The sequence below is a fragment of the Candidatus Ozemobacteraceae bacterium genome (assembly GCA_035373905.1).
In the GTDB taxonomy this organism is placed as follows: Bacteria; Muiribacteriota; Ozemobacteria; order Ozemobacterales; family Ozemobacteraceae; genus MWAR01.
In genome coordinates, this window is record DAOSOK010000016.1 from 19,839 (window position 1) to 46,822 (window position 26,984).

Here is a 26,984-nt window from a genome sequence, read left to right on the forward strand (position 1 = left end):
AAATACCATTACATATATATGATCAAGTATGAAGATGCGAAGCGGTTGATGCTGACGAGCGCCGGCCGCACGGCCGTCGAACGCGTCGGGCTTGATGATGCGGATGGGCGGATCCTGGCGGAGGATATCGTGTCGGACGTCGACATGCCGCCATTCAACAAGTCGGCCATGGACGGCTATGCATGTCGTCGCGAGGATCTCGGTCTCGACGGGCTGACGGTGATCGACGAGATACCCGCCGGTTGTCAGCCGGGACGGGAAATCCGTCCCGGAACCTGCGCCCGCATTTTCACGGGCGCGCCCGTGCCTGAAGGGGCGGAAACGATCGTCATGCAGGAGCACGTCGAGCGGGTTGGGAACCGCATACGGATCGTGAAAGTTGACGCAGCGCAAAATATCTGCTTCCGGGGGGAGGATGTTCGCGCCGGTGATATCGTTCTCCGGCGCGGCGACCGCATCTCCCCGACCCATATCGCCGTCTTGGCGACCGTCGGGTCGACACGTCCTCTGGTGGCGTGTCGGCCGCGAGTGACGCTGTTCTCCACCGGAAGCGAGCTTGTCGAGCCGCATGTGAAACCCGGAGCCGCCCAGATCCGCAACAGCAATGGTGGCCAGCTTGCCGCACAAATCAGAAGCGCAGGAGCCCTTCCCCGGAACGGCGGGATCCTCGCGGATGATGAAGCGATGATGACCGAGGCCTTTCGACGCGCGATGTCGTCATCCGACCTGATCGTCGTGAGCGGCGGCGTCTCGACGGGCGAGTATGACCTTGTGCCGGGAATTCTCGGCAAGCTCGGCTTCGAGATCGTGTACAAGAGCGTCGGCATACAACCCGGCCGCCCGACGTTGTTTGGGAAATGCGATTCGGTCTTCTGCTGCGGCCTGCCCGGAAATCCCGTCGCTTCGTATGTGATGTTCGAACTGCTCGTGAAGCCATTCATCTTCAGGATGATGGGACATGCATACCGGCCGCTGGTCGTCGAGGCCCGCGTGGCGGCACCGCTGAAACGTGATGGGGCGAAACGGCAGGCCTGCATTCCGGTTCGATTCCTGGCTCCCGATCTCGTCGAACCGCTCCCGTATCACGGTCCGGCTCACATCAGCACGATGGTCGATGTTGAGGGACTGATTGTAACTCCTCCCGGCGGCATTTCTCTGGAGGCGGGGGAGCGGATACAGATACAGACGATTCCCCGGTAATGGCAACGGCAGTTCCCGTGAAAAAGCGATGAAAAATGCGGTGACGATCGTCACCGCATCGATTCACTGAAGGCGGGAGGTTATTCAGCGGTCGGGGCCGGAGCGAGTTCCCCCTGCGGTTCGGGGACGAGGAGACCGAGTCCGACGACGGTCCAGCCGGCCAGAATGCCGAAGGTCGCAAGAACTGCCGGATTGTTGGCGAGTGTCAGAATGGAAGCGTCAACGCCCATGGCGCGAGCCGTAGCGGGAAGAGCGTATCCGAACACCGAGGCGATGATGCCGGTCGTCACGAGCCATCTGCTCGCCTTGGGAAAAAAGAGGCCGCAGCAGATTGGAAGGAACGTTGCGGTGAACAGCAGATAGACGCCATACTGAGCGAAGATGGCCACCGAGCCTCCCGTCGGATTCCGAAGCTGATACCAGGCCATCCCGACGCTCGCGATGCCGGCGATGACGAGAGCCGTCCGGCCGAAGGCGAGCGCCCGGCGGGAGACCGTTTCCGGATCTTCGCCGGGGACGGGCGTGCGAAGGGCAAGATACAAATCCGATGAAAAGATGGCGGACAATGCCAGGAGGAGACCTTCGAGGGTCGATATGCCGGCGCAGAGCAGACCAATGGCGATCAGCACCTGGACGGGACTCGAAAAATTCGCGGCGATATAGGAGGGAACCACCTTGTCCATGGTGACGACCTGGGTCAGCGTGGCGCGGGCATAGAGACCGACGACGAGGACGGAGAGAAAGACGGTGCCGGCAACGACGGCGGTCGCAAGATACTTCTTCACCTGAATGTCGTTCTTGAGCATCAGCGATTTGGCGAGAATATGCGGCTGGCAGACGATGGCGAGCCCGACCAGGAAGTTGCAGACGAACACCTCGAAGACGTTCCGGAAATAGAGAGAGGCCGGATTCGTCAACCCGGTCAGCTGCGGATCGATGTTGCCGATGGCCGCCAGGAGTCCTCCTTCTTTCCATAAGAGGGGCAGGCCGCTTCCGATCAGGATCAGGGCGACGACCAGCATGATGACCGCCTGCAGGGCGTTTGTGTAGGTCGATGTGTTGGCGCCGCCGATAAGGGTGTAGCTGAAGACGAACACCATGACGGCGACGACCAGCCAGGACAGAGCCGATACGCCCTGGACCTGAAGGAGAGATCCCAGGGTGAGCGCAAGGGCGACAGCGATGAGCACGATGAAGCTCATGAGCGAGAGGGAAAGCAGCGCAAAAAAGACTCGAAGCCCCGTGGATTCGTATCGGGCTCCGATCCACTGGGGAATCGTCAGTGCCTTCACCTTGCTGCCGACCATGCGAAACCTGTTGGAAAGGATGACCAGTCCGAGCATGATGCCCGCGCCTGCTGCAAGCCCGTATCCGAGGAGGGCGGACAATCCGTAGTTATAGACGAGGCCGGGGTTGACCACGAACGTTGCGACGCTCGTCAGCTGGGCGGTGAGCGAAAGGCCGATCCAGACAGGGCCGATGTCGCCGGTGCCGACGGTAAAACTCGAGAGATCTTTTGTGCGGCGCATGCCACGGACCGTCAGATACAAGGTGACGGCAACATACAGCGAAAGACCGATGAAAACGATGCTAGAGTGTCCCATGTTCCCTCCCGAAAAACTCTGTGTGATTGCTTTGCAAAATAGATGATGCCATATCCGCAGCGAAAAAGCAATAAAAATTTGTGCAGTGCAGTATCGCGCGGGCGGATCGCGTGAAAATGCCTGGGCAGGAGGTGGACGGAGGACATCGCGGGTGATCCGGAGGCATTCCGGAGCCCCGCGTATGGGCGTCCGAAAAAGGGGGTGAAAGTCAGCGGTTTGCGGTTTCTGTCACCGAAAGGGGGGAGGCGAGGAGTTCCGCGGGGCAGGCGGGAACGGCGGCGAAGCGACCTTTCGCGTCGAGGCGGAGGCGGGAGAACGGCATTTGCGGATCGTGAGTGAAGAAGAGATACCCGTCCCGCCGGGCGACGGCGTTCAATAACGACTGTTTTTCTTCGAGGAGAAGCTCGGGAAACCGGTCGTACCCCATCGAAATCGTCGGCAGGACCCAGGCGGCTCCGGGGATCAGGTCGGCGACGAAGGCGAGTGGGGCGGCGGGAGCTTCGATCCACGAGATCAACATGCCCGGCGTATGGCCGTCAGAGATCGTGAAGTGGACGAGCGGGGCGAGATCCGACTCGCCCGAGTCGGGGATGAGCGTCACGCGGCCGGACTTCTCGAGAAGATCGTTCAGGACCGGAACGAACGAGGCGCGGTCCCGGGCATGCGGTGTACGGGCGCGCCGCCATTGCTTTTCACCGATATAATATCGCGCGTTCGGGAACAGCAGACGGGGTTCTCCGTCTTCGAACGCCGACAGCATGCCGCCCGCATGGTCGAAATGGAGGTGAGAGAGTACGACGGCGTCGATATCCTCCTCGCGAATGCCGGCGGTGAACAGGCTCGCGAGAAGCATGTGGTGAGCCGGGTTGACGCCGAACCGTTCCTTCATCTTCGGATCGAAAAACGCCCCGATGCCTGCTTCGAACAGGACGGTCCGGTTGTCGTCGGTTTTCGCGAGGAGCGAACGGCAGGCAAGGTCGATACGGTTGCATTCATCGGGCTTCGACCAATTCTTCCACATCTCTCGCGGCGCGTTCCCGAACATCGCTCCGCCGTCGAGCCGCTGACGGTTGCCTTCGAGGCCGGTCAGAAACGTGATTTTCGGCATGTTCGTTCCGTTCGTCAGACCGAACGGCGATACTGGCCGCCGACCGTGAACAGCGTCTCGGTAATCTGGCCGAGTGTGGCATAGTTTACAGTATTCAACAACTCTTCGAAGATGTTCCCGCCGGCGAGGACGACGTCACGCAGACGGCTCAGGGCTTCGTCGCACTTCTTCGCATGCTTCCGCTTGAAGCCGTCGACGCGGCCGAGCTGCTCGCTCTTCTCGTCCGCCGTCGCGCGGGCGAGTTGGATCTCGACCTTCCCGCCGAGTTCGTCCTGCTGCGGATTCAGATAGGTGTTCACACCGATGATCGGCAGTTCTCCGGTATGTTTGAGCATCTCGTAGTGCATGCTCTCGTCCTGGATCTTCGCCCGCTGATATTGGGTTTCCATCGCCCCCAGGACGCCTCCGCGCGAGTTGATGCGGTCGAACTCGGCAAGCACGGCCTTCTCGACCTCGTCGGTCAGCCACTCGACGAAGTAACTTCCCTGCGTCGGGTTCTCGTTCTTCGCCATGCCATACTCGCGGTTGATGATCAGCTGGATCGCCATGCTGCGGCGAACGCTCTCTTCGGTCGGCGTCGTGATCGCCTCGTCGTAGGCGTTCGTGTGCAGAGAATTCGCGTTCTCGTTGACGGCGAGCAGTGCCTGGAGAGTGGTGCGGATGTCGTTGAACTGGATCTCCTGGGCGTGCAGCGATCTACCGCTCGTCTGGCAGTGGTATTTCAGCTTCTGTGACCGCTCGTTCGCATGGTAGCGGTTGCGCATCGCGATCGCCCAGATGCGCCGCGCGACCCGGCCGATGACCGAATACTCGGGATCCATGCCGTTGCTGAAGAAGAACGAGAGATTCGGGGCGAAGTCGTCGATCTTCATGCCGCGGCTCAGGTAATACTCGACGAACGAAAAGCCGTTCGCCAGCGTGAACGCGAGCTGGGAGATCGGGTTCGCGCCGGCCTCGGCGATGTGATAGCCGGAGATGCTGATCGAATAGTAGTTCCTGACTTCGTTCCTGATGAAGAACTCCTGGATGTCGCCGAGCATCTTGAGCGCGAAGTCGATCGAGAAAATGCAGGTGTTCTGAGCCTGATCTTCCTTCAGGATGTCGGCCTGGACCGTGCCGCGAACGGTCTTCAGCGTGTCGGCGCGGACCTTCGCTCTTTCTTCCGCGGTCAGCGGCGAGCCCTTCGCCGCTTCGGCCTTCGAAACCTGCTGGTTGACGGCGTTCGACAGATAGAATGCCAGCATGATCGGCGCGGGGCCGTTGATGGTCATGCTGACGCTGGTGTTCGGGTCGCACAGATCGAACCCGGCGAACAGATCGCGCATGTCCTCGATCGTGGCGATGCTGACGCCGCTCTCGCCGACCTTGCCGAACACGTCGGGCCGTTCCTGCGGGTCCTGGCCGTAGAGGGTGACGCTGTCGAACGCCGTAGACAGGCGCTTGGCCGGGTCGTTTGCGGTCAGGAAATGGAACCGCCTGTTGGTTCGCTTCGGCCCGCCTTCACCGGCGAACTGCCGCTTGGGGTCTTCATCGGCGCGCCTGAACGGGAAAACGCCTGCGGTGTAAGGGAACGAGCCGGGCACGTTCTCCTCGCGAATGAACTTCACGAGTGTTGCGTAATCGTCGGTGTCGGGAATCGCGACGCGGGGAATCTTCAACCCCGACAGAGACACCGTGTGCGTCGGCACCTCGAAGGTTTTCCCGCGGACGGCGTAGCGGAACACCTCGCCACGGTAATTCGCCGCCGTCTCGGGCCATGTCAGCAGGGCGCTCTGCATGCGCGGGGGAAGCTTGCCCCACGCCTCGTCGCGCTGCCGGCGAAGCTCATCGCGCGTCTCTTCGCCGCTCACGAGGCCGAGAGCGGTCTCGCATGCGTGCGCCTGTTTCGCGGCGAGCGCCTCGCACGCGGTTTCCTCGTGGTAGGAACGGACGGCGTTGGCAATCTCGGCAAGATAGTTCGTGCGATTCTGCGGTATGATCGGAGCGATATTACTCGTGCGTCGGGCGCATTTGAGTTCGACAAGAGGCTGCCAGGCATCGACGCCGCCGCGGCGATTCAACACGGCCTGGAGTTCGCGATACAGGCCGTTCGCGCCGTCGTCGTTCCAGGCGCTTGCCATGGTGCCAAACACCGGCATCGTTTCGGGCTCGATATATTTGCCCTCGTATCTGGTGCGGCGAAGCTGGCGGCAGACATCGCGCCAGGCGTCCTCGGAACCGCGCCGGTCGAACTTGTTGATCGCAATCAGGTCGGCGAAATCGAGCATGTCGATCTTCTCGAGCTGCATGGGGGCGCCGAACTCGCTGGTCATCACATACAGGGCCACGTCGGCGATGCCGAGGATGCCCGTGTCGCCCTGGCCGATGCCGCTCGTCTCGACGACGATCAGGTCGAAGCCGGCGGCGCGGGCGAGGCTGACCGAGTCGGCGATGGCGTCTGACAATTCGCTTCCGCTCTGCCTGGTGGCGAGACTGCGCATGAACACATGCGGGTGATCGATCGCATTCATGCGGATACGGTCGCCGAGCAGGGCGCCGCCGGTTTTCTTCTTCGACGGGTCGATGCTGAACACGCAGTAGCGGCGGTCGGGATACTCAAGACGGAAGCGCCGGATCAGCTCGTCGGTGAGGCTGCTCTTGCCGGCCCCGCCAGGGCCCGTCACGCCGAGCACGAGGGGCGGTTTGCCCACGTGATTCGCGCCGGCGCTCTCGAGCGTCGTTGCGCGGCGGCCCTTCTCGAGTTGTTCCAGGATCTTCTTCGGAAGCGCCGTGCGCGACGTTTCGAGGAGGGTGAGCGCTCGCGCGAGACGGATCGGTTCATCGGCCTTGACGGGACCGGTTCCGAGTTCTTTCGGCCAGGCGGAGAACGCGTGGTCGCACCGCTCGAGGATGTCGGAGATCATCCCCTGGAGGCCCATTTTACGGCCGTCCTCCGGGGAGTAGATGCGCGTGACGCCGACCGCGTGGAGTTCTTCGGCTTCCTGCGGAAGGATGACGCCGCCGCCGCCGCCGAAGATCAGAAGGTCTTTCCGGCCCGCCTCGTCGGCGCACGCGCGCAGGTATTTGAAGAACTCCATGTGACCGCCCTGGTAGGAACTGACCGCCACCGCATGGACGTCTTCCTGGACGGCCGCATCGATGATCTCGCGGACACTGCGGTTGTGGCCGAGGTGAATCACCTCGGCGCCGCCCTGCTGGAGTAGACGACGCATGATGTTCACGGCGACGTCGTGGCCGTCGAAGAGAGATGTGGCGGTGACGATCCGGACCTGGTTCCGGGGCTTGTAAATGCTCTTGTCGCTCATGGCGTTCCTCAACGATGAAGAATATGACGATGGAATATTATATCAGAAAGAATACTCCTTTGGCCGCAGCGACCGTTGACGCATCGTCCCGCGCTGCACGGAACCCGGGCGGCCGACCGCCTGGGCACCGCTCTCAGGCCGCCGGGGGTTGGTAGGAACCCCAGCGAAGGGCCAGGGTGCCCCAGCTGAGTCCGCCGCCGAACCCGGCGAACAGGACGAGGTCGCCTTCCTTGATGCGGCCGGCCTGAAGGGCTTCGTGGAGACAGATCGGGATCGTCGCGGCGACGGTGTTACCGTATTTGTCAAGGTTGACGAAGAACTTGTCCAGCGGGCAGTTGAACCGGCCGGCCGCCGACTCGATGATCCGGATATTGGCCTGGTGAGGGATGATAAGCTTGACGTCGTCGAGCGTCAGGTTGTTCCGACTGAGAACCTGTTCGATCATGTCGCCGACGATGCGGGTCGAGAACTTGAACACGTCCTTCCCGTTGATCTTGACGTAATGCTGACGCTTCTCGACAGTCTCGGCTGATGTCGGCAGTTCGGTGCCGCCCGCCGGAATGGTGATGTGTTCGGAACCGCCGCCGTCGGCTCCCAGGAGGGCGTCGAAGATGCCTTCCCGCTCGTTCTTCGCGGGGCCGAGAACCATCGCTCCGGCGCCGTCGCCGAACAGGACGCAGGTGTTGCGGTCGGTGAAATCGATCACCTTCGACAGGATGTCCGCCCCGATGACGAGAACGTAGTCATACATGCCCGTCGCGATGAAGTTTGCGCCGATCGTCGCCGTGTAGACGAATCCCGAGCAGGCGACCTCGATGTCGCACGCGGCGGCGTTTTTGCAACCCAGTTTGTGCGCGATGACCGCCGATGTCGCGGAGATCGGCCGGTCGGGGGTGAAGGTGGCGAGAAGCACGGCTCCGATCTGATCGGGCCTGATACCGCTGTTGCGGAGGGCCATCTCGGCGGCGTGAATCGCGATGTCGGAGGTTTTCTGACCCGGTTCGACAAGCCTGCGCTCACGAATGCCCGAGCGGGTGACGATCCACTCGTCCGTCGTGTCGACCATCTTCTCGAGGTCGAAATTCGTAAGTCGCTTTTCCGGAAGATACATTCCGGTTCCTATGACGGTGGCCTGCCGAAGGGTACGCATGTCGGTGCTCCTGTAGGATGGTCTCTTCCAAGGGTGGAATCGAGGGAAAAAAGGTGTCTGAATCTACTTGAACGAGACATCAAAGTCAAGACGTCCTCCACGACCGGTTATCACCCTGACGGGAACGGCGTGAAGCGGGATGAAAAAATCGACAAACCATAGTACAATACTCGTAAAAGATTGGGGCGGAGGATCGGTTCTCATGAGACACCCGTTAGTCCCGTGTCTGGTTTGTTTCGCGCTCTTCACGGCAGTTCCGGGAACCGCTCAGCCGGACGTTCCTGACCTGCTTACCGGGCAACCCCGCGCCGCAGCCGCATTTGCAACCGGGACCGCCGATACGCGGCAAGCTCATCCGATCGACCGCGAGATTTACGCTCTCCTCGAAAAAGACCCTTCGACGGCCGGGCAGATGCAGGCGTTCGAACGCGGGATCGAGCTCTGGGATGCCGAGCTGAACAGAGCCTACAAGACGCTTTCCGCAAAACTCGGCGAGGAAGACCGCAAGGCGCTCAAGGATGCCCAGAGAGCCTGGATTGCCTTCCGCGATGCGGAATTCAGGCGGACCGACCGCCTCTATGGCGGGAAGGACGGCTCGATGTTCATCCCGATGAGTGTCGCTGCGCGGATGGAGCTGGTCAGGGCGCGGGCGCTGGAACTCGTGCAATCGATCGAGATACTCGGCATGTGAGCCACGGCCGCCGGGCCGCGAGAGGTGATGAAAAATGACGGGAAAACTGCAGTACAAAGTGGATTTCGGTCTCGCCCTGGGGATCATCGCGTTCTGCTGGCTGACGGTCAAAGCCTCGCTGCAGATCGAGGACGGGCCGCTGATCTCGATTTACGGGTATCCCTACTATTGGCTCTGGTGGGATCCGGCACGGTTCAAGATGCTGGTGATCAATCCCTTGAGCCTGTTCGCGAATTTCATGCTGTACGTCGGCACAATCGGTGTGGCCGGAAGTTTTCTCGCGTTCTGGGGCCGCTACATGACTTTCATGATCATTCTCCGCTTCGCCCTGTGGATTCTGGCGGTGGTGTCGATGATCCACTTCCTGGGCTTTTTCTACCATGCCGGCCTCACGATCGAATGGGTTTTACCGAAAGGGACGATTTTTGGCGAGGCGTGGTATATTCTTCGGAGCATTCCGTTCTGATCCGATCGGTCGGGCGTTCAAAAAACGTTCGGCGCAGCGAAAGTATCATAAAGTCATAAATACATCATAGCATATATATGGATCCCGTTACGCATACGATCATGAGCGCCGCCCTCGTCCGGGCCGTTTTTGCCGACGTCGATCAGCGCCGGGGGCTGCTTCTCGGCGTCATTGCAGGCACGTTTCCCGACATCGACGTCCTATTCCGGTCGCTCGGAGAAGGGCCGCTGGACGGGATGCTGCTGCACCGGCATTTCACGCACAGCGTCTTTTTCGCGCCCGCAGGCGCTCTCGTCTGCGTGCTCCCGTTCCTGTTCTGGAAGGACGAGCGGGAGCGATGGCGACGGCTCTGGGGAGTCGCTTTGACATTGTATCTGGCGCATCTCTTCATGGACGTCTGCACGAGCTACGGGACGCTCCTGTTCTGGCCGTTTTCTGGCCGTCGCCACGCGTTCGACGTCATATCGATCTGCGATCCGATCCTCATCGCCGTCTTTTTTGCAGGGCTGGTGTGGAGTTTTCGGCCGGCGCGGCCGCTCGCGGCGGTCATTGCCACGCTTCTCGCCGTCGGCTGGCTGACGCTCGGCTGGAGCCAACGCGACAAGGCGCTCGAACTCCAAAAGACGATGGCGGCCAAGCGCGGCCACGTCGTCACGCACGGCCGGGTGACGCCGATGCTGTTCAGCATCACCCGTTGGCGTTCGATCTATCGCACCGGCGACACCCTGGTCGCCGACTCGGTCGAGACTCCGTTTTTCGGCCAGGCCGTCTCGGGCGATTCTTCGACGGTGCCCCTCTACCGCCTACCGTCAGAAGGGGATCCCTCGTTCGATGCGCAGATGCGCGCCGACGTGGCGAAATTCTCCGACTTCGCCGATGGGTTCGTCGCCGTGGCACCGGGGACGGACGGCATCATCAGCGACATGCGGTATTCGCTGAACGCCGGGGCCTTCAGGCCGCTCTGGGGAATCCGCCCCCGCGCCGGGCGCCCGGCCGAGTTTGTCAGGCTGGGGGATTCGCCGCTGAAGGTGATCGACGAAATGAGCCGGGACGGCCGGGGAACGCCGGCCTCGGGAAAACACGCGAAGCCCTGATCAGCCTTTCGTCAGTGACTTCCACGAGGGCGGCAGGCTCTTCTCGATCTCGACGCCTTCGAACGGTTTTCCCGCCCGCGCGCCGACGGCTTTTGCCCATTCCGACATGCCGGCAAGGCCGGCCTCGAGCGAAACCGGGTCGTCGGTGAGTCCGAACGCCTCACGCACTTTTTCGTGGGAGGCGAAGGCGTGGACGACTTCGTTCCGGGCGGGAAGATGGCGGATCTCGACGCGGGTGCCCATCGCATTCATGACGGCCAGGGCGAGATCGTTCACGGAGACCGGCCGGTCGGCGCCGACGTTGAACACCTGGTTGCGGGCCGACGGAACATCTATACTTCTCGCTATAATGGGAGCGACGTCGTCAATATGGCTGAACGCTCGGGTCTGAGATCCGTCGCCGAAGATCGTCAGCGGCTTCCCCTGCATGATCTGGTTCATGAAGATCCCGATCACGTTCCGGTAGGGATCCCCGAGATTCTGGTTCACGCCGTAGACGTTGTGGGGTCGGAAAACGATCCAGTCGAGGCCGAACATCTCATGCGCCGCCCGCAGGTCGAGCTCCACCGCGTATTTTGCGATGCCGTAGGGGTCTTCAGGCTGGGGAACGAGTTCTTCCGTCATGGGAAGCTGGTTGCGGCCATACACCGCGATCGAGCTCGTGAAGACGAAACACCTCACGCCGTGCCGGACGGCGGCGTTGATCAGCGTGACGCTCGCAAGCAGGTTGTTCGTGTAATTGAAGCAGCGGATGAAATGCGAAAGCCCCTCTGCCGCATACGCCGCGAGATGAAAAATGCAGGTGAAGGCATGGTCTTCGAACAGTCTCTCGATGAGGCCCGAGTCGCCCGCATCCCCCGCGATGAACCGGGCCCCCGCCGGCACGTTATCTTCGAAGCCGCCCGAAAGGTCGTCCACGACGACCACGTCGTGCCCGGCCGCGATGAGATGACGGGCCACGTGCGATCCGATGAAGCCGGCCCCGCCGGTCACGAGAATCGACTGTTTTTCCATGCGTCCGTCCACCTTCAGCTCGGGCAGAACTCTTCGAAGCACTCGCGGATGAGCGCGATGCGCCTGACGATGCGATCCATTTCGAGAACGAGTTCGTCGTTGTCGGGATTGTAGGCGGGGTCTGCGAGAATCTCGTTGCGCCGCCTGTCGAGAAGATCGAACAGGGCGTGAAGCTGGCGGCAGAGGGTCTCTGCGGAGTAGTCGGACTTCTTCTTCGAACGGGCCGGTGCGGAGCCTGTGGGCATACGAAGCCTCCGTGAGGGAAGTGACGCTATCATACCACACGGTATCCGTGTCGATTCAGGTCGAGTTGCCGGAAGATGAAAAACGGTTCCGGACACAGGTCCGGAACCGTCGAACGAAGTGGGCGATTACTTCTGATCGGCCTTCGCGGCGGCGTTGAGCTCGATGACTCGCTGGAAGGCCTTTTCGGCTTCGGCCGTCTTGCCGGCCTTGCGGAACATGTCGCCGAGCGTCAGAACCATGCGGGAAGCGGTTTCGGGGTTGTCGTTCTTCGTTTTCTCGACACCCTCGTTCAGGATTGCCTCCGCCTCGGCTATTTTATTGTTTTTGAGATAGATCTGTGCGATCTCGATGTAGACGCGGCCGATCTGATCGGATACCTTGCGCTTCGCTTTCTCGTCGGTCACCGAGTTGGCCAGTTCGAGAATTTTCTTGAGCTGTACGACGGCTTCATCGCTTTTGCCCTGTTCGATATACAGGTCGGCGAGTTTCTTGTGCGCTTCGGACGTCATGCGGAGTGCTGCGAGTTTCTTATGGGTCTCGGGATCCATTTGCTCACGCATGCCGCGAGGCCCCATCCCGGGACCGCCCGGCCCCATGCCGGGACCACCCGGCCCCATGCCGGGACCACCCGGCCCCATGCCGGGACCACCCGGCCCCATGCCGGGACCACCCTGGCCCATCATCTCCGGACCTTCCCCGGGAGGCGGTTCCTGAGACCACGCCATGCCGCTCAACGCGAGGACGAATACGAGGACGATACCGCTCAACCATTTGACAGATCTTCCCATAAAGCCTCCTTGTCGTTCTCGAGGAACGAAAAATGTGGACTCGGTTCGAGGAAACTCCAATCGTAAGAGTCGGGATCGGCGCCGTCGGTTACAGCCGGTGAGAATTCCTGCATCTCTTCGACGAACGTGTATTCGGAAAGGGCTTCGGGGCCTTGCTCGAGGCCGGGTTCGAGAAAGGAATACTGCTCGATGACGGGAGCGCCTTCCGGAAGTGCCGGCATCGGAGCCGACCGGATGACGATCAAAAAAACGACCGCCGCAAGGGCGAAACCGGAAAGCCCGGCGAGGAGATACTGCCAGAAATCCGAAGCGCCGCGGCTCATTGTATCTTGAAGGATATTATATGAGAGGGAGGACGGCAGGCATTCCCATGCCGGATGCTCGAGCCCGTCGGGGGGGGGCTCGAGATGACGGTCGAGAAACGCGGCGCACCTGGGACAGACTTCGAGGTGATGCCATGCCTCGTCGTCGGGGCCGGTTGCGGGCGATTCGAGCCGGCGGCGAAATTCGGCACAATCCCTGTTCATGATGAGGTCTCCTCTTTCGCAACGGGCGGCTTGCCGTTCCAGATGCCGGCAAATCTGTTGCGGGCACGGTACAGAAGGATTTTGACGTGATTCTCGTTCGTCGAGAGGACGTCGGCGATTTCGGAGCAGGTCAGGTCGTCCCAGTAGGCCATGATGAGGACCGCGCGATCCCTGGACGGAAGACGGTCGAGAACGGTTCTGACGTCGAGCCTAGTTTCGAGTTCCGCATGCCGGTTGCGACCTGAAGGGAGTTCGTCGGGCAGGTCGCAGCAGCCGTTTCCGCGGCGCCTTTCCTGGAGTCTGAGAACGGACCTATAGAGGATGCTGTACAGCCACGTCTTGAGGCGGGACTCGCCGCGAAAGCCGCCGATCGACCGGAAAGCCGCCGTGAAGGCTTCCTGGACGGCATCCTCGGCCAGCGGACCGTCGCGGAGAAGGCGGAATGCAAGGGTGTAAAGATAGCGGCCGTAGGTTTCCCAAATCGAGCGGAAACCTTCGGGCCGGCCCTTGCGGGCGAGTTCCAACGCTTCGGCGTCGTTCATCGATATCTATGATACGACGATCGGGGAAACGGTTACAGTGCGGAAAACGTTTTTTGCCGGAATGCCCGCCGAAAAGCGAAACAGCCGCCGAAAAGCGGCGGCCGTAAGAATGAGCCGGGGTCAGCGACCGACGTACAGGACCTCTTCGTGGAGTTCAATGCCGAACATTTCCATGACTTTGCTCTTGAGCAGAAGAGCTAGGTTACGCACGTCGGCGGCGGTCGCCTTGCCGTAGTTGACGATGAAATTCGCATGCTTCGCATAGACGCTCGCTCCGCCGACCGTCATTTCCTTCGCGCCGGCCTTTTCGAGGACCTCTCCAGCGGCTCTCCTGCGGGCCTCTCCCGGATTCGGGTCGAGATTCTTGAAGAACGAGCCGGCACAACCGACCTCGATCGGAGGATGCTTGGAATGGCGCTGGGCGAGAATGTCCTCCATCTGGGCGAGGATCGCCTTCGGATCGCCCTGGCTCAGACGGAAGGTCGCGCGGAGGACGATGCCCGGTTTGCGCTTCAGCGCGCTGGTGCGGTAGCCGAACTCGAAAAACGACGCATCGACGCGATGGATCTCGCCGTTCGAAGGGTCGAGCACGTCCGCGGCGACGAGCAGGTCGCCGATGCATTTCCCGTAGGCGCCCGCGTTTCCATACAAGGCGCCGCCGATGGAGCCGGGAATGCCCGCGAGCGTTTCGAAACCGGTCAGTCCGCTGCGCTGGGCAAGTTGAACGACATCCCAGAGGGTGTGTCCGGTGGACGCGGTGAGCAGACCGGCTGCTGCATCAACGATGTGCCCTTCGCGAGCACGGTTGCGGATCACGAGACCTTCGATGCCCTGGTCGGAAATGACGAGGTTTGAGCCCCCGCCAAGCAGGAAAAATGGAATGCGCTTCGCAAGGGCCAGGCGAACGGCCGCCGCAAGTTCCGCTTCGTCGTTCGCTTCGAGAAACAATTGGGCGGGGCCACCGATGCGGAAGGTCGTGAAGGGCGCGAGCGGGACGTCCTTCTGAAGGCGTCGTTCGAGTTCAAGCATCAATGCATCCATACAAACCTCCGGCAGTATCAGTCAATACATCTATCGGCTGATACGTGCCGGAGGGATAAGGGTTCTTACTTTTGCGCCTGGCCCTGGAGGATCTCGATCTTCATCTTGTCGCCCATCTTCACCTTCTCGGGCAGCTCGTTGCCCTTGACGACGCGGCCGAAAACGGTATACTGGCCGTCGAGATGGGGAATTCTATCGAGACAGATATAAAACTGGCTGCCGGCCGAGTTGGGGTCGCTCGTGCGGGCCATGGCGAGCGTGCCTTTCTCGTGCTTCCTGCTGTTGAATTCGGCGGGAAGCGTGTAGCCGGGGCCGCCGGTGCCGTCGCCCTTGGGGCAGCCGCCCTGGATGACGAAGCCCGGAACGACGCGGTGGAACGACAGGCCGTTGTAGTATCCCTTTCCGATCAGGGTCAGGAAACTCTCGACATGTTTCGGGGCGGAATCGGGGAACAGTTCGATCCAGATCTCGCCGGCGTCCGTCGTCAGCTTGACGAGAGGATTGTCGGCCTTTTCGAGTTTGATGTCGGCCGGAACCTGTGCCATCACGGTCGTAGCGGCGAAAAACAGGAACCCGAGTGCGGCAAAACGCAACATCTGGATGAGACCTCCAAGAAAGATATTGTCGAATCGGACGAGGCATTCTACATCAGAACCTTGAATATGAAAAGCGACAAGTGACGGGTGATCGAGTGTCTTTTCGATTGCTCCGGACACGAGTGCAATCGAATGACGAGCACCTTGCGATATATCCCCGCCCTTGAATTCATCAGTCAGGTATGGTGAAATCTTGGTCAGATGAATACGCTTCGAAAAGTCGTTCCATGGATCTGCCTGAGCCTCGTTTTTTTCTCTTTCATCGCGACGGGGTTGCGCGGGGTGGATTTCGGAATACACTGGGATGAACCTCGCATCATGCGTTCCGTCGCATTTTCCGCGGAGAACGGGTATGTATTTCCACTTGATTATATATGGCCCTCCATGACGTGGGATATCGCCATGGCCTGTCTCGCGCCGGACGCCGTGAAGACATGGTGGGGTGGAAGCGGATCGGCTCACCTCGTGGAGATCGCCGGATCGAAACCGTTTCTTCTCAGGGTGCGATCCGTTTTCATCGTCATCTGTTCCTTTTCGATAGCCTGGGTTTTCCTTGCCGCGTTCATCGCACGGCGCGGCCCCTGGGAGGCCCTTGCCGCCGCGGCGTTGATGGGTTCATCGTTCGAATACGCCTACCACGCGAGATGGGTCGTTCCCGATGCCGTGATGGCGCAATGGGCGGCCCTTTTCCTGGTGGGAATGAGCCTGTATTTCTTTCAGCCGGCTCGTCGTGAGAAGGGGCTTCTCCTGTGCGCTGTCGCGGGAGGACTCGCCTGTGGAACGAAGTATCCCGGAGGAGCCCTCCTCATCCCCCTGTCGATCCTGACGTTATGCTCCTTGAACGGTGGTGACGAACAATCGCGTATCAGCGGTGGAAAGACGATCGCCGTCTTGTCCATTTTCTGCACCGTGTTCCTTCTTACAACACCCGGTTTCGTCAAGGACTTCGAGCAGCTTTTTCGGGAACTGGCCTGGCACGTCAACTATTACGCGCACAATTCGGCCGTGTATTCCGTCGGAAGCGGATTGGACCACGCAATCCGTATTCTGACCTATTTCGGCGGCGTGGTATTTTCCCCCTTTCCGGTTGCAGCCGTCTGTTTCTCCCTCTTTTTTCCGTTCGGTCTCTGGGACCTGAAAAAGGAGAGCGGACGGTTCGTCATCGCCTTTCTATCATTTCCGCTATTCTATTTTTGGTTTTTCAGCCGTCAGGAGGCGATGATCGTCCGAAATCTCCTCGTGCTTATCCCATTCGCAGCCCTCATCACGGCGAGGGGAATGAGCCTGGTATTCGCCTGGGCCGAAACGGTGATTGCTGGCCGTATCATACGCATGGCCCTCGCTGGAATGCTCTTCGCCGGCTTCACGGCGAATGTCGCATGGCTCTGGTATGCCGCGGAGACCATCGTCCGGAGAGGAAATACCGACCAAGTCCGGCGCCTTGACGATTTCATCGTCTCCCGACCGGAACGAAAGTTTTTTGTGTCCCCGATGATCGCCCGGGACCTTGCACGCATTCGAACTCCCGGCTCCTCCAACGTTACGACCGAGCTTTCACCGTCGTGCGACTTCAGCGTGATCAACACCGACGAAATCAACAGCAACCGATGGAAGTGGGAAAACCTCTGGGAGGCGAACCGGTTTTTCAATCTCGAAGCCGTGTTCGGCCCTTGTGAGGTGAACATCGAATGCTACCCGAGTTGGCTCGGAGACGGGCGAATCCTCGTTCTTCCGATGAAACAATAGCGTTCGATATATCAGGAACGTTGAAGGCCGCCCTGAACTCTTCGGGCGGCCTTCAGCGTTCGTGCGACGATCAGCCGTTGAGGGTGAACTGGACGGTGATCTGGACCCACGTTTCTCGCGGCTCTCCGTTCAACAGCACCGGCGTGAAGCGCCAGCGCCTGAGCGATTGCGAGCCGACGATCGCGAGGCGGGGATCGATGGTCGAACTGAGCGTAATGACGTCACCGACGGTGCCCGCTTCCTGAATGAGAACCTTGTAGACGGCTTGCCCGTGAACGCCCTGCCGCCTCGCCCAGTCCGGATACTCTGGGACGACGCGGGAAATGACCCTTGGCGGTTCGAGACGTTCGCCGCCTCCGCCAAGCGACTCGATGCCGGCGATCGAAACGTCGCCGCCCCCCGGAACCGCACTGACGTCCGGATTGCCGCTGGGCGAAGACTTCTCGTTCCCCTGGCCGCTTTCGAGCGGGCCGCTCAGTTCTTCAGCCGGTTCCGGCGTGTCGATCGGGTCTCCGAGATCGAGCCCGGCGATGGGAGGAGCGACGGGCGAAGGAGCCGAAAGATCCGGCGAGAATACGCTGACTTCGTCGAAACTCGGATTTTTCAGCGTCGGGCGCAGTTCACGAGAGTGCTCCGGACCTTCCTGCACGACGGTCGGCTTCACGTCGGACGCCTGGACGGGATCGGCCTTGCCGGGCTTCAACCGCTCCCCGACTTTGGTCTTCGTCTTCGTGGTCACGGGGCCTTTCAGGACCGGCGAATGCTTTTTCCGTGACTGCGCGGAAGGGCGCCTGGGGCCGGTCAGGCCCGTGGACAGTTTTTTGTTGGTCCCGCTGCGAAGGGCGGACGCCGGCGTCGGGAGCGGCGTTTTCCCCGATCCGGGCTGCGCGACGATCAGCGGCCCGACCAGTCTGACCTGATGAACGACCGGAAGCGCGGGGCCGAACATGCCGCGCCATGCCATCCATGCGGTCATGAAGAGCAGCAGCGCGAGATGCAGAAGAATCGATACCTTGTATTCTTCCGTCCCCTCGTTCGGGTCGATCGTCAGCGTCTGGATGTCAGCGTTTGGCATTGGTCACGGTCTTTGTCGAAAGTCCGACGTTGATTCCGCCGGCGGTGCGAATCCGGTCGAGGACCTGCACCACGCGGCCGTAGTTGGCCGACTCGTCGGCCTCGAGGAGAATCGGCCTGTTCACGTCGCCGGAAACATACTCCGCCACCTTTGCCGAAACCTCTTCATCACCGACGACGGCAGCGGCGAGCATGACGTTGCCGTCGCGGTCGACCTGGAACGACAGCGTTTCGCCTTCGATGGCCACCCCCGACGACGCTTTCGGAAGCTCGACCGGAAGTTTCTTCGCATCCTTGGCGAACGAGCTCGTGATCATGAAGAAGAAGACGAGCAGCAGGATGACGTCGATCAGGTTCGTGACGACGATCTGGGGTTTCTCCCGGCGCCGTTCAGGCAGCAGCTTTTTCACGGGTTCCCTCCGTGGCGGCAGATGCCAGGGACAGGTTGTTCGCCAGATCGAGCGAGTAATACTCGACCTGCTCCTCGAACTCCTTGATGCGGCCCTCGCACCAGTTGAACGCGACGAGGGCGGGGATGCCGATGAACAGGCCGGCGGCGGTCGTATACAGCGCCTCCGAGATGCCGCCGGCGAGCGCCGTCGGGTCGCCGATGCCGATCGTCGAAATGATGCTGAACGAAGAGATCATACCGGTGACGGTCCCAGTGAGGCCAAGCAGCGGGCTGATCGCGGCGATCGTGGAGAGGACGCCGGTATTCTTCTCGAAATGTTTCATCTGGCGGAGTGCTTCCTGTCTCATCACGTCGAGCAGCGCGTCCTTCGGCAAGTCGAGGCGGTCGATGCCGGCTGCGATAACCTTCGCGAGAGGATGCTTCTCGGTGCGGCACAGCCTGACGGCTTCGAGGTAGTTCCGCTCGGCGAGAGCGGACCGCACGTGAACCATGAACGTATCGACGCGGTTCATGTGACGAAGATAGAACCGTGCCCGCTCGATCATGACGGCGACGCCGATGATGCTGCACAGCAGGATCGGGACCATCACGGGGCCGCCTTTCACGAAAACGTCGACGATGAAGAGATTGCTGAACATGGCTGCCTCCTAGAAGTGCGCTTCGATGCCGGCCAGGGAAACGCGTCCCTCTTCCGGAACCGCGTAGCGGATGCTTTTCGCTTCGTCGTAAAGATCCTTGATCTTCACGTACGCGTGATACCGCGGGGAAAACCTGTATTTCAGAGTCAGATCCGACCTGCTGTAATCGCCCGCATCGACGGACGCCGCGGGAACATACGCGATCCGGTCCATCATCGCCTGGCGCGAGAACTCGCCTTCGAGCCTGCCGCCCGAATAGGCGAAACTGATGTCGAGAAGACGCTTCGCCTCGTAGGACAGCCGCGCTCCCGTGTCGTCATTTTTTGGCGTCTGATAGGTCGTCGCGGTGCGCAGGGAAAAATGATCGTCGAGCTTGAAACTGCCCTTGAACCGAACCCCCGTCCGGCGTGCGTTCGGAACGAACCGGAAGGCCGATGCGAGGAATCCGCGTCCGGGAATATAGTTATCGATATATTCCATCGCGTCCGATTCGTTTTCCGAGAACACCTCCATGCCGACCGAATTGTCGTTTTCCCAGCGGTAGCTGACGGTGCCCGAACTGCGCTTCCGCTGCGAAGCCATGAGGTTGCTCGTCATCACGTATCGGCGCGGCATGAAAATCCTGCCGAGATCGTCGTTTCCCAGCGACTCGTCGTAACTCAGCACGACCTGCCAGGGCTTCGCCCACCGATAGTCGTATCGAAGAAACGGCGCCGTCCGGTCGCGGCCCATCAGGCCCATCGACTTGAGACCCAGCTCGAGATATGAGCGGCCCTTGAAATCGAACTCGCCGGAAACGGCGAGCGAACGGCCGGTCAGTTTCTGCTCGGCATCGTTCTCGGGACTCCAGGACGCCTGTTTCAGGCCGATGGCGGCTTTCCCCTTGAGGTTTGGGCGAAGGTCGGACTGGTATTCCGCGCCGATCTCGCTCGAGAACAGCGAGTCTTCCTCGGCGTAGGAAATCAGCGAATTCCCCGCCTCGCGGCTCGAGGATTCCAGGCGCCCATAGGCCTGGAAAAAGGCGCCGTCGGACAGGGTGGCGTTACCCTTGGCGGAGATCACCTTCGTGGTGTCCGTGATCTTCGCGTTCGGCGTAGGCCGCAGCGACGTGCCGCGCTGACCGAACGTTTCGCCCGCGACGTCGGCGAACATGGTCATTTCGTAACTGCCTTCCCCGATCGAGGTCACGGCTGCGTGGAAACTCGTACGGTCGTCGTTCACATACGACTTGAACCCGTCATGGTCATACCTGTCCAGGCGAAGATCGCCGACATATCCGTTATACGTGCCTTTTCCCCGAAGGATGTATTCGGATGTCCCGCTACCGCCCCGGCCGACCGACAGACTCATTTCGTCCGTCTTCGCCTTGCCGGCGACGGGCGGAAACGGCTTTTCGACGAGCGGACGGGCTTCGGCCTCGGCCTGTTCCGGAAGCAGGTCGGGCAGGGGGGTGTTCTTTTCTCCCATGGAGAGAGCGATATCCTGCGGGTTCGGAGCGAACGCGTCGGACTGGGCGTCTTTTCCGACGACTTGCACCTGCCCGAGATCGTAGGTGTCTTTCGCGTCGCACGGCGGGCAGACGGCCATGACTGCAAGCAACGCTCCAAGTGTGTACCAGCGCATGTTTACCTCCGGACGGCATATGTTCTGTATTCCCTATCGGCATTCTGACGCAGAAGCATGAGCTGCCCGGCCGGACAGGCATTCGTGTGTCCTGAAAGAACGAAAAAATCGCACGTTTTCTCAGGGCTTGTCGAAGGGTGAAAACGCTCGCGCATCGCCAGGCATATCGAGAGCCGATCTCCGAAATCGGCTCGAACCGTGCTGAAATCAGGAACCGGCGATCGGGCCGAAAGAAAACGCCGCATCATCGAACGAACGAGGCGCGGCGGACTGAAAGGCGCGAACGATCAGGGTTTGAAGGCGGCAGCCTCCGAAGCGAAGGGACCGTTCGGCTGCACGCGAAGAACCTCGCCCCACATCCTGCGCGCCTTGTCCCGACGGCCAAGCTTTTCATAGCCGCGCGCCGCTTCCGCATAGGCCTCCGCATGGAGCGGGGATTTCGGATACATGATGGGAACGTTGAGGAACTCGATGATCCCTTCGTCGATCTTGCCGAGCGAGACGAGCGTTCGCCCGAGCCACAGGCGGGTTTCGGGAATGGCCGCATCGGAAGCCGGGTAGTCCTTGAGAATCGACCGGAACGCCTCCTCGGCGCCGGCGAAATCCTTCATGTGGAAAAGGCAGATCCCGACCGCCCGCCGTGCCCGGGCGGTGATCGGATTATTCGGCTCTTCCGCGATAATCGCCTTATACTGCTGAATGGCGAGGGGGTAGTTGCCGAGATCGCGCGAAATCTCGCCGATCTGGAACCGGGCTTCCTGTCGGAAATAGCCCTGAGACTCGCGCAGTTGCGAGAATGCGGCGAGGGCCTGGGCGGGGTCCTTGAGCTCGAGACGGCAGAGACCGATCTTGAACTGGGCGTCCTCGCGAAGCGACCCTTTCGGAAACCGGACCAGATACTCCTCGAACCGTGCGACCGCATCGGCATACCGGCCGGCTTTCATCAAGACCTCACCGGCGCGGAACGCCGCTTGGGAAGCGAGGTCGTTCGACCCCTTTCCGATGGTGGTGAACGCCTCGAGGGCGTCCGCATGCAGACCGGTCTGGTAGGCGATTTCACCGAGCTGGAACAGGGCGTCCATCCGGGCAGCGCCCTGCGGATAATCCCTGATCAGGCGCTCGAACGACTCCTTCGCGGAGGCAAGGTTGCCGAGGTTGAAGTAGCACTCCCCCGTACGATACAGCGCCTTTTCGCGAAGTTCCGGGGGCGTCTCGCGGCGGAGGAGGGGAGACAGATCGTCGAGGGCCTCGCGGAAGTTGCCGAGCGAGATGCGCACGAGGGCGCACTGGTAGCGGGCATCTTCGCTGCGGCGATGTTTTGGATGCGCCTTGATGAACGACTGGAAGGCCGAGAGGCTGTCCTTGAATTCGCCGAGACGGGAGAGGGCGAGGCCGTACATATACTGCATCTCAAGAGCTTTTTCGTCGCCGAGGATGACCGACGCTTTTTTCATCCAGGCCGCGGCATCCCGGTATCTGTGAAGATTCATCAGCAGTTCGACGAGATTCTCGACCGACTCGTTCCGGACGACGGCCGTGGGATCTTCGGCGAGTCGCTTGAGAACGTCGACCGCGGATTCGGGCTTTCCGCTCTTGATGTGGCACCAGGCGAGGGAATACGCCGCCTTGTCCTTGATCTCCTTGGGGGCTGACGCAGTTGCGATCTCCTGATACTGCACGATCGCTTCCGGGAAATTCTTGTGACGGAAATAGGATTCGGCGAGGTAGAACATGACTCCGGGCTTCTGCGCGGCTCCGGACAAGGGCAGGGCTTCGCGGAAATGGGTGATCGCCGCGTCGTAGAGACTCTGATTGAACCGGATGATGCCTGATTGGAGATGGGCTTCCTGACGATGGGCGTCGGTGAGATCCTTTTCGAGCAGGAGCCCTTCATACAGATCGGCGGCCTTGCCTTGATCCATGCCGTATTTGACCATCAGAAAGCCGGATTTGAGGCGCGAATCGACGAACAGGCCGCGGTCCTTCGGTGAGACTCGGGCGAAGGCCTCGATCGCAGACTTGGGGTTGTTGTCCCGCGCGTGCGCCCAACCGAGGCCGTAGGCCGCACGGTTGAAAAAAGAGCTCTGGGGGTAGTCTTTCAATACCTGAGAGTACAGAGCGATCGCGGGCGTGAATTTCTTCAGGCGGTAGTTGCACTCGGCCTGCCAAAACAGCGCCCCGTCGCGGTTCGAAAACGGCGTCGGATCGGAATTGATTTTCGCGAGAACGTGGTCGGCCTCTTCGTACAACTGTCTCTGGATGAGGCCGAGGGCGTATTTATACTGTTGGACGGCTTCAGGGGTATCCCGTGCGGGGGCCGCGAAGGCCGGAACTGCAGAAAAGGAAGAGACGGAGATCAGAAGAAGCAGGAAAAACGCCGGTTTCCGCAGTGTTCGTTCAATTGTCATCGCGATGTTACGCCTTTTTGTCTTTATCGTTTTCAGATTTGTCCTCGTCATCCGTTAGTCCGCTCTGGGCCTTCTTAAATTCACGTATACCCCTGCCGATCGCCTTGCCGATCTCGGGAAGCTTTCCGGGACCGAACAGAATGAGGATGATGATGAGGATGACGATCAGCTCCGATAAATTGAGACCCATATATTTCTCCTTCTCGCGCCGCCGCGAGGCTCGCGTGCGGATGCCGGGAAAAGCTCTTGCAAGGCAGTACAGCGCATTGTAACATGGTCGCCCGACTCATACAAGGGAGGCCGCCGGCCCCGCCGGCGGCGGACCTTGCCGCGGAACCAGGCGCGACACCCGGTTGTATGCTTCGTGCGAAGCAAAGCGATTCATCATGACGGAGGAGATTCGACATGCGACGTTTCCCGTTTGCACTCTTGCTGACGGTGTTCTGGATCATCGGCTGGAGCGTCGCGCCAACAGCCGTTGTTGCGGACCCCGCCTCGGGAACACCCGCCGCCGGTTCGCCCGACCGGGAAGTCGTCGTCGCGGCCGTCGCTTCCGAATCCGTTGTCCTCGCAACCGAGGCACAGGAACTCGCGGACCGGGAACTGTCCACATATCAGCTCACGGCGATTGCCGTCGGAATGCGTATTGACCGCGCGAAACTCCGTGCATCCCAGGTCGCTTCGGTCACGCTCGAGGCGGACGAACTGATCGATCTCGAGGCGGAACGAGGCGTTCTGGAAGGGATGCTCCGATCTCATGCGGAAACCGGCGACCGGAACGTCGCGAAAAACCGGCTCGAATCGGCCCGCCTCGATCAGAAGCTGATGCAATCGCGCGCAAGCATCATGCTGTCGCGACTGGCCGCCCTCGAGGCTGAGCACCAGCGCCTGAACAAGGAATACGACGCATCGCAGGAGGAACTGGCCGAGTCCGTCCGGCTGAGAGCGGTGCTCGAAAAGCGTCGGGCCATTCTCGACCATAGCGAAGAGCAGGCTCCCGCCACGGATCTCCGTCAACGCAAGAAGGATGCGATTTCGGAGTTGATCGAGGCCCGGAAGGCTTTCGAAGGCCTGCTGACCGTCATTCTCGACGGCATCGCGAAGCGCCGTGATCTCCTCGAAATGCAGATCCAGGCCGGAAAATCCGCGGAATCGCTGTATCAGGAGTTCAACGAGAAGATCGCAACCGTCATCCGGAAGTTGGAAGAGTCCATCCGACGGATGAACCTGGAATCGGTGGCTCAGCAGGCGAAAGCAGCCGCCGACGCGGCGAGACGGGAGATCGAAACCGTTGATGATAAACTCGAAAATATAGATAAAGACCTCGTATCCGACAAGACGGCCAGCTCGACGAGTATTTCGTTGAAGGCAGAGCTGGTCGCTAGGCGAGATCATCTCCTTTCGCAGAAGGACGCCCTGACCGAGCAGGCCAGGTATCACGAACTTCGCGGGAAGAGCGCCCAGGACATCGCCCAGTTCGAGGAGATCGAAGCCGGAGCGGCGGCGGGGGAGGTCGCGTCGGGGCAGGTGCTTGCCGTCGGCATGAAAGAATGGATTCCGCGGATCGAGTATTCCCTGATCGAATACCAGAATGAAAAGCGGCTGGTCGAGAAGCGCCTCGAGCTGATGACATCGACACGCCTCATGATTGACCGTTTCCTTGCCGAAAAGCCCGATTCCGCAAAAAAAGAGGAGATCAGATACAAAAAACTGCAACTGGCCCAGATCCAGGCCGCTGTTCAGACATTGGGCGAGCAGATATCCCTTTACGATTCCCTGATCAAAAGCGCATTCTCCGCCAAACAGATCGTCCAGAGGGCCATCGAGTCGGAGATGGAACGCAACCTGTTCGCAAGACTCAAATTCAGACCTCGCCCCACCATCTGGAAAACCGTTCTGCGCGATCTTTCCGCACTCCCAGCGGCTCTCTCGTCGAAACTGGCCGTCCTGTCCGGCCTGCTCAGCATCGGCCTTCTCGCCCAGATACTGTTCACCCTCATCATCGGCATCGGGGCATGCTGGGTCCTCGGCCGGATGCGCGGCGACCTGCCTTCCTGCGACGAACGGCACACCCTCCTCCAGTGGCTGAAACGGAACAGGCATGCACTGGCGGCGGTGGCGATCCTCGTCGCTCTTGGAGGCCAGATTGAGCCCTTGATCGTTCTCGGAATCGTTCCGGCCGTTCTGCTCGGCGCGATTCTCGTCGGGAGATTCGCCGAACAGGTTCTGCTCAGGTTCTTGCCGGAGAAGCACATCCTGCGGATCGCCTTTTCCAGAATAACCGGCATTCTTCTTCTCGGCATTCCGCCGATCGCCCTGCTTCGTTGGTTCGATGTATACCCAGAGATTGTTTTCGTCGTCGGCCTGGTCTGCAAGATCGCACTCGTCTGGCCGTTCGTCTCCGTCATCAAAGGCGCCAACGCCTTCTATGGTCTGATGCAGTATCACTTCGACCTCAAACCGGACTCGAGACTGCTGCGGCTGACGGTTCTCGCCTACAAGTTCATTTCGGTGCTCAACTTCGTCTGCCTGCTGACGGCCTTGTACGGCTATGAGAATCTCGCCCTGTTCGTCTTCAGGCGCAACCTCGAAGCGTTCGGCATCATCATGCTCGTCGCCGTCGGAAAGCCGATGGCGGAACGATTGTCGGTGATCCTGTTCGATCCCGACAACGGAGCCGCGGCGGCGTATGTGGGACGGGAGCGGGCCCAGTTTCTCCTCTTCCTCGGGAAAAAGACCATCAGGCTGTTCGTCTACCTCGTCGCCGTTCTCGCCGCGGCATCGTTCGTTGGCATCACGACGGATTCCTTCGCGGTGCGGCTTGTCGTCAACTGGTTCGTCGGCCAGAGCGACTGGCTCGTCGCAAGAATAATACGTATTATTATAATAATAGCGGCGATTCTTCTCGTTCTCAAATTTGTCCAGACGCTCGGGGAGAGCGTCATCGAGTATGTCAAAAACGAGTCGCGATCGAGCCTGACAGAGAATGAGCGACGCGCGTCGACGCTGGTGCAGATTCTCAACACGAGCGCCCGGGTGGTCCTCTTCTGCATCGGTGGCATCATGATCCTGCGAGAGCTTGGAATGGACATCACCCCGCTGCTGACCGGCGCCGGAATCGTCGGCGTGGCGATCGGCTTCGGCAGTCAGAGCCTGGTAAAGGACTTTTTCGCGGGATTTTTCATCCTCGTCGAGAATCAGTTCAGGGTGGGGGATGTCATCGAGATCGGCGGCCGGTCAGGCGTCGTGGAACGGATCAATTTGAAGACGACGGTCCTCCGGGCGACCGACGGAAGCGTCTTCATCATTCCGAACGGCGAGATCACCTCGGTGAAGAACATGACCTACGCCTGGTCGAGAGCCGTTCTCGACATCGGCGTTGCGTATGAGACGGACCTCGACAAGGCCTTCGGGATCCTGCAGAAGGTCGGCGACGAACTCGCTGCCGATCCGGCGCTTTCGGCCGACATCTGGGGAAGACCGGAAGTCCTGGGGGTCGAGAACCTCGACAACTCCGCGATCGTCCTGAGAATGCTCGTCAAGACGCGGCCTCTCACGCAGTGGCAGGTGTCCCGCATCTTCCGCAAGAAGATCAAGGAAGCCTTCGACCTGGCCGGGATACAGATTCCGTTTCCGCAGCAGGTCGTCACGCTCAAGGCCGATCCGGAGCTGCTCAAATACATCGGAGGACGCGAAAAACAGAACGACTGA

23 protein-coding genes are annotated in these 26,984 nt (G+C 60.5%); 6 read left to right on the top strand and 17 right to left on the bottom strand.

All coding sequences use genetic code 11. From position 1 onward, the window contains the following. Positions 1-18 precede the first annotated feature (18 nt). Positions 19-1,200 carry a molybdopterin molybdotransferase MoeA gene (locus tag PLU72_09485; protein HOT28410.1) on the top strand — a complete coding sequence of 394 codons (1,182 nt, stop codon included), beginning with the start codon at positions 19-21 and terminating at the stop codon, positions 1,198-1,200. Between the two features lie 80 nt (positions 1,201-1,280). Here PLU72_09485 and PLU72_09490 read toward each other — a convergent pair whose 3' ends face one another. The 4 genes from PLU72_09490 to PLU72_09505 form a co-directional block, all read right to left on the bottom strand. Continuing rightward, entirely contained in the window at positions 1,281-2,804 is a 1,524-nt protein-coding gene (locus PLU72_09490; protein ID HOT28411.1) for a sodium:solute symporter, read from the bottom strand. A gap of 208 nt (positions 2,805-3,012) precedes the next feature. Next, complete coding sequence (locus tag PLU72_09495) at positions 3,013-3,912, bottom strand: MBL fold metallo-hydrolase (protein ID HOT28412.1); 900 nt, start codon at positions 3,910-3,912, stop codon at positions 3,013-3,015. A 14-nt stretch (positions 3,913-3,926) separates the two neighbouring features. After that, complete coding sequence (locus tag PLU72_09500) at positions 3,927-7,217, bottom strand: methylmalonyl-CoA mutase family protein (GenBank protein ID HOT28413.1); 3,291 nt, start codon at positions 7,215-7,217, stop codon at positions 3,927-3,929. A gap of 133 nt (positions 7,218-7,350) precedes the next feature. Next, complete coding sequence (locus tag PLU72_09505; GenBank protein HOT28414.1) at positions 7,351-8,367, bottom strand: beta-ketoacyl-ACP synthase III; 1,017 nt, start codon at positions 8,365-8,367, stop codon at positions 7,351-7,353. 202 nt (positions 8,368-8,569) lie between these two features. On the opposite strand from PLU72_09505, the gene PLU72_09510 reads away from it, so the two are divergent. The 3 genes from PLU72_09510 to PLU72_09520 all read left to right on the top strand — a co-directional run bounded on the left by PLU72_09510 (position 8,570) and on the right by PLU72_09520 (position 10,618). Continuing rightward, complete coding sequence (locus PLU72_09510) at positions 8,570-9,058, top strand: DUF1311 domain-containing protein (protein HOT28415.1); 489 nt, start codon at positions 8,570-8,572, stop codon at positions 9,056-9,058. Positions 9,059-9,092: 34 nt separating this feature from the next. After that, a complete protein-coding gene (locus PLU72_09515) occupies positions 9,093-9,524 on the top strand; it encodes a hypothetical protein (protein HOT28416.1) in 432 nt (143 codons plus the stop codon). A 77-nt stretch (positions 9,525-9,601) separates the two neighbouring features. Continuing rightward, positions 9,602-10,618 carry a metal-dependent hydrolase gene (locus PLU72_09520; protein ID HOT28417.1) on the top strand — a complete coding sequence of 339 codons (1,017 nt, stop codon included), beginning with the start codon at positions 9,602-9,604 and terminating at the stop codon, positions 10,616-10,618. Here PLU72_09520 and PLU72_09525 read toward each other — a convergent pair whose 3' ends face one another. From PLU72_09525 to PLU72_09555, 7 genes are all read right to left on the bottom strand, one after another. Next, positions 10,619-11,632, bottom strand: coding sequence for an NAD-dependent epimerase/dehydratase family protein (locus PLU72_09525; GenBank protein ID HOT28418.1), 1,014 nt, complete (start codon positions 11,630-11,632; stop codon positions 10,619-10,621). 14 nt (positions 11,633-11,646) lie between these two features. Next, a complete protein-coding gene (locus PLU72_09530) occupies positions 11,647-11,877 on the bottom strand; it encodes a hypothetical protein (protein ID HOT28419.1) in 231 nt (76 codons plus the stop codon). A gap of 126 nt (positions 11,878-12,003) precedes the next feature. Next, a complete protein-coding gene (locus PLU72_09535) occupies positions 12,004-12,666 on the bottom strand; it encodes a tetratricopeptide repeat protein (GenBank protein HOT28420.1) in 663 nt (220 codons plus the stop codon). After that, entirely contained in the window at positions 12,642-13,193 is a 552-nt protein-coding gene (locus PLU72_09540; protein ID HOT28421.1) for a hypothetical protein, read from the bottom strand. The genes PLU72_09535 and PLU72_09540 overlap by 25 nt, the downstream gene beginning before the upstream one ends. Next, positions 13,190-13,735 carry an RNA polymerase sigma factor gene (locus PLU72_09545; protein ID HOT28422.1) on the bottom strand — a complete coding sequence of 182 codons (546 nt, stop codon included), beginning with the start codon at positions 13,733-13,735 and terminating at the stop codon, positions 13,190-13,192. The genes PLU72_09540 and PLU72_09545 overlap by 4 nt, the downstream gene beginning before the upstream one ends. A gap of 120 nt (positions 13,736-13,855) precedes the next feature. Beyond that, on the bottom strand, positions 13,856-14,776 hold the full coding sequence (murB, locus tag PLU72_09550) for a UDP-N-acetylmuramate dehydrogenase (protein HOT28423.1): 921 nt from the start codon (positions 14,774-14,776) through the stop codon (positions 13,856-13,858). A gap of 65 nt (positions 14,777-14,841) precedes the next feature. Further along, a complete protein-coding gene (locus tag PLU72_09555) occupies positions 14,842-15,372 on the bottom strand; it encodes a peptidylprolyl isomerase (protein ID HOT28424.1) in 531 nt (176 codons plus the stop codon). Positions 15,373-15,774: 402 nt separating this feature from the next. Between PLU72_09555 and PLU72_09560 the strand changes: the two genes are divergently transcribed. Continuing rightward, complete coding sequence (locus PLU72_09560; GenBank protein HOT28425.1) at positions 15,775-17,118, top strand: phospholipid carrier-dependent glycosyltransferase; 1,344 nt, start codon at positions 15,775-15,777, stop codon at positions 17,116-17,118. A gap of 70 nt (positions 17,119-17,188) precedes the next feature. Here PLU72_09560 and PLU72_09565 read toward each other — a convergent pair whose 3' ends face one another. The 6 genes from PLU72_09565 to PLU72_09590 form a co-directional block, all read right to left on the bottom strand. After that, positions 17,189-18,193 carry an energy transducer TonB gene (locus PLU72_09565; GenBank protein ID HOT28426.1) on the bottom strand — a complete coding sequence of 335 codons (1,005 nt, stop codon included), beginning with the start codon at positions 18,191-18,193 and terminating at the stop codon, positions 17,189-17,191. After that, on the bottom strand, positions 18,180-18,602 hold the full coding sequence (locus tag PLU72_09570; GenBank protein ID HOT28427.1) for a biopolymer transporter ExbD: 423 nt from the start codon (positions 18,600-18,602) through the stop codon (positions 18,180-18,182). The genes PLU72_09565 and PLU72_09570 overlap by 14 nt, the downstream gene beginning before the upstream one ends. Beyond that, on the bottom strand, positions 18,583-19,242 hold the full coding sequence (locus PLU72_09575) for a MotA/TolQ/ExbB proton channel family protein (GenBank protein HOT28428.1): 660 nt from the start codon (positions 19,240-19,242) through the stop codon (positions 18,583-18,585). Before PLU72_09575 ends, PLU72_09570 begins: the two co-directional genes overlap by 20 nt. 9 nt (positions 19,243-19,251) lie before the next feature. Next, a complete protein-coding gene (locus PLU72_09580) occupies positions 19,252-20,865 on the bottom strand; it encodes a hypothetical protein (GenBank protein ID HOT28429.1) in 1,614 nt (537 codons plus the stop codon). A 287-nt stretch (positions 20,866-21,152) separates the two neighbouring features. After that, positions 21,153-23,273, bottom strand: coding sequence for a tetratricopeptide repeat protein (locus PLU72_09585; GenBank protein HOT28430.1), 2,121 nt, complete (start codon positions 23,271-23,273; stop codon positions 21,153-21,155). A gap of 7 nt (positions 23,274-23,280) precedes the next feature. Beyond that, positions 23,281-23,463: a twin-arginine translocase TatA/TatE family subunit gene (locus PLU72_09590; GenBank protein ID HOT28431.1), complete on the bottom strand. Its 183-nt coding sequence runs from the start codon at positions 23,461-23,463 to the stop codon at positions 23,281-23,283. A 215-nt stretch (positions 23,464-23,678) separates the two neighbouring features. On the opposite strand from PLU72_09590, the gene PLU72_09595 reads away from it, so the two are divergent. Further along, positions 23,679-26,984: a mechanosensitive ion channel gene (locus tag PLU72_09595; GenBank protein ID HOT28432.1), complete on the top strand. Its 3,306-nt coding sequence runs from the start codon at positions 23,679-23,681 to the stop codon at positions 26,982-26,984.

Bases quoted from the DNA above. Each gene is read 5' to 3' on its own strand.
- PLU72_09485 (HOT28410.1), top strand. From the start codon at position 19: ATGATCAAGTATGAAGATGCGAAGCGGTTGATGCTGACGAGCGCCGGC.
- PLU72_09490 (HOT28411.1), bottom strand. From the start codon at position 2,804: ATGGGACACTCTAGCATCGTTTTCATCGGTCTTTCGCTGTATGTTGCC.
- PLU72_09495 (HOT28412.1), bottom strand. From the start codon at position 3,912: ATGCCGAAAATCACGTTTCTGACCGGCCTCGAAGGCAACCGTCAGCGG.
- PLU72_09500 (HOT28413.1), bottom strand. From the start codon at position 7,217: ATGAGCGACAAGAGCATTTACAAGCCCCGGAACCAGGTCCGGATCGTC.
- PLU72_09505 (HOT28414.1), bottom strand. From the start codon at position 8,367: ATGCGTACCCTTCGGCAGGCCACCGTCATAGGAACCGGAATGTATCTT.
- PLU72_09510 (HOT28415.1), top strand. From the start codon at position 8,570: ATGAGACACCCGTTAGTCCCGTGTCTGGTTTGTTTCGCGCTCTTCACG.
- PLU72_09515 (HOT28416.1), top strand. From the start codon at position 9,093: ATGACGGGAAAACTGCAGTACAAAGTGGATTTCGGTCTCGCCCTGGGG.
- PLU72_09520 (HOT28417.1), top strand. From the start codon at position 9,602: ATGGATCCCGTTACGCATACGATCATGAGCGCCGCCCTCGTCCGGGCC.
- PLU72_09525 (HOT28418.1), bottom strand. From the start codon at position 11,632: ATGGAAAAACAGTCGATTCTCGTGACCGGCGGGGCCGGCTTCATCGGA.
- PLU72_09530 (HOT28419.1), bottom strand. From the start codon at position 11,877: ATGCCCACAGGCTCCGCACCGGCCCGTTCGAAGAAGAAGTCCGACTAC.
- PLU72_09535 (HOT28420.1), bottom strand. From the start codon at position 12,666: ATGGGAAGATCTGTCAAATGGTTGAGCGGTATCGTCCTCGTATTCGTC.
- PLU72_09540 (HOT28421.1), bottom strand. From the start codon at position 13,193: ATGAACAGGGATTGTGCCGAATTTCGCCGCCGGCTCGAATCGCCCGCA.
- PLU72_09545 (HOT28422.1), bottom strand. From the start codon at position 13,735: ATGAACGACGCCGAAGCGTTGGAACTCGCCCGCAAGGGCCGGCCCGAA.
- murB (HOT28423.1), bottom strand. From the start codon at position 14,776: ATGGATGCATTGATGCTTGAACTCGAACGACGCCTTCAGAAGGACGTC.
- PLU72_09555 (HOT28424.1), bottom strand. From the start codon at position 15,372: ATGTTGCGTTTTGCCGCACTCGGGTTCCTGTTTTTCGCCGCTACGACC.
- PLU72_09560 (HOT28425.1), top strand. From the start codon at position 15,775: ATGGCCTGTCTCGCGCCGGACGCCGTGAAGACATGGTGGGGTGGAAGC.
- PLU72_09565 (HOT28426.1), bottom strand. From the start codon at position 18,193: ATGCCAAACGCTGACATCCAGACGCTGACGATCGACCCGAACGAGGGG.
- PLU72_09575 (HOT28428.1), bottom strand. From the start codon at position 19,242: ATGTTCAGCAATCTCTTCATCGTCGACGTTTTCGTGAAAGGCGGCCCC.
- PLU72_09580 (HOT28429.1), bottom strand. From the start codon at position 20,865: ATGCGCTGGTACACACTTGGAGCGTTGCTTGCAGTCATGGCCGTCTGC.
- PLU72_09585 (HOT28430.1), bottom strand. From the start codon at position 23,273: ATGACAATTGAACGAACACTGCGGAAACCGGCGTTTTTCCTGCTTCTT.
- PLU72_09590 (HOT28431.1), bottom strand. From the start codon at position 23,463: ATGGGTCTCAATTTATCGGAGCTGATCGTCATCCTCATCATCATCCTC.
- PLU72_09595 (HOT28432.1), top strand. From the start codon at position 23,679: ATGCGACGTTTCCCGTTTGCACTCTTGCTGACGGTGTTCTGGATCATC.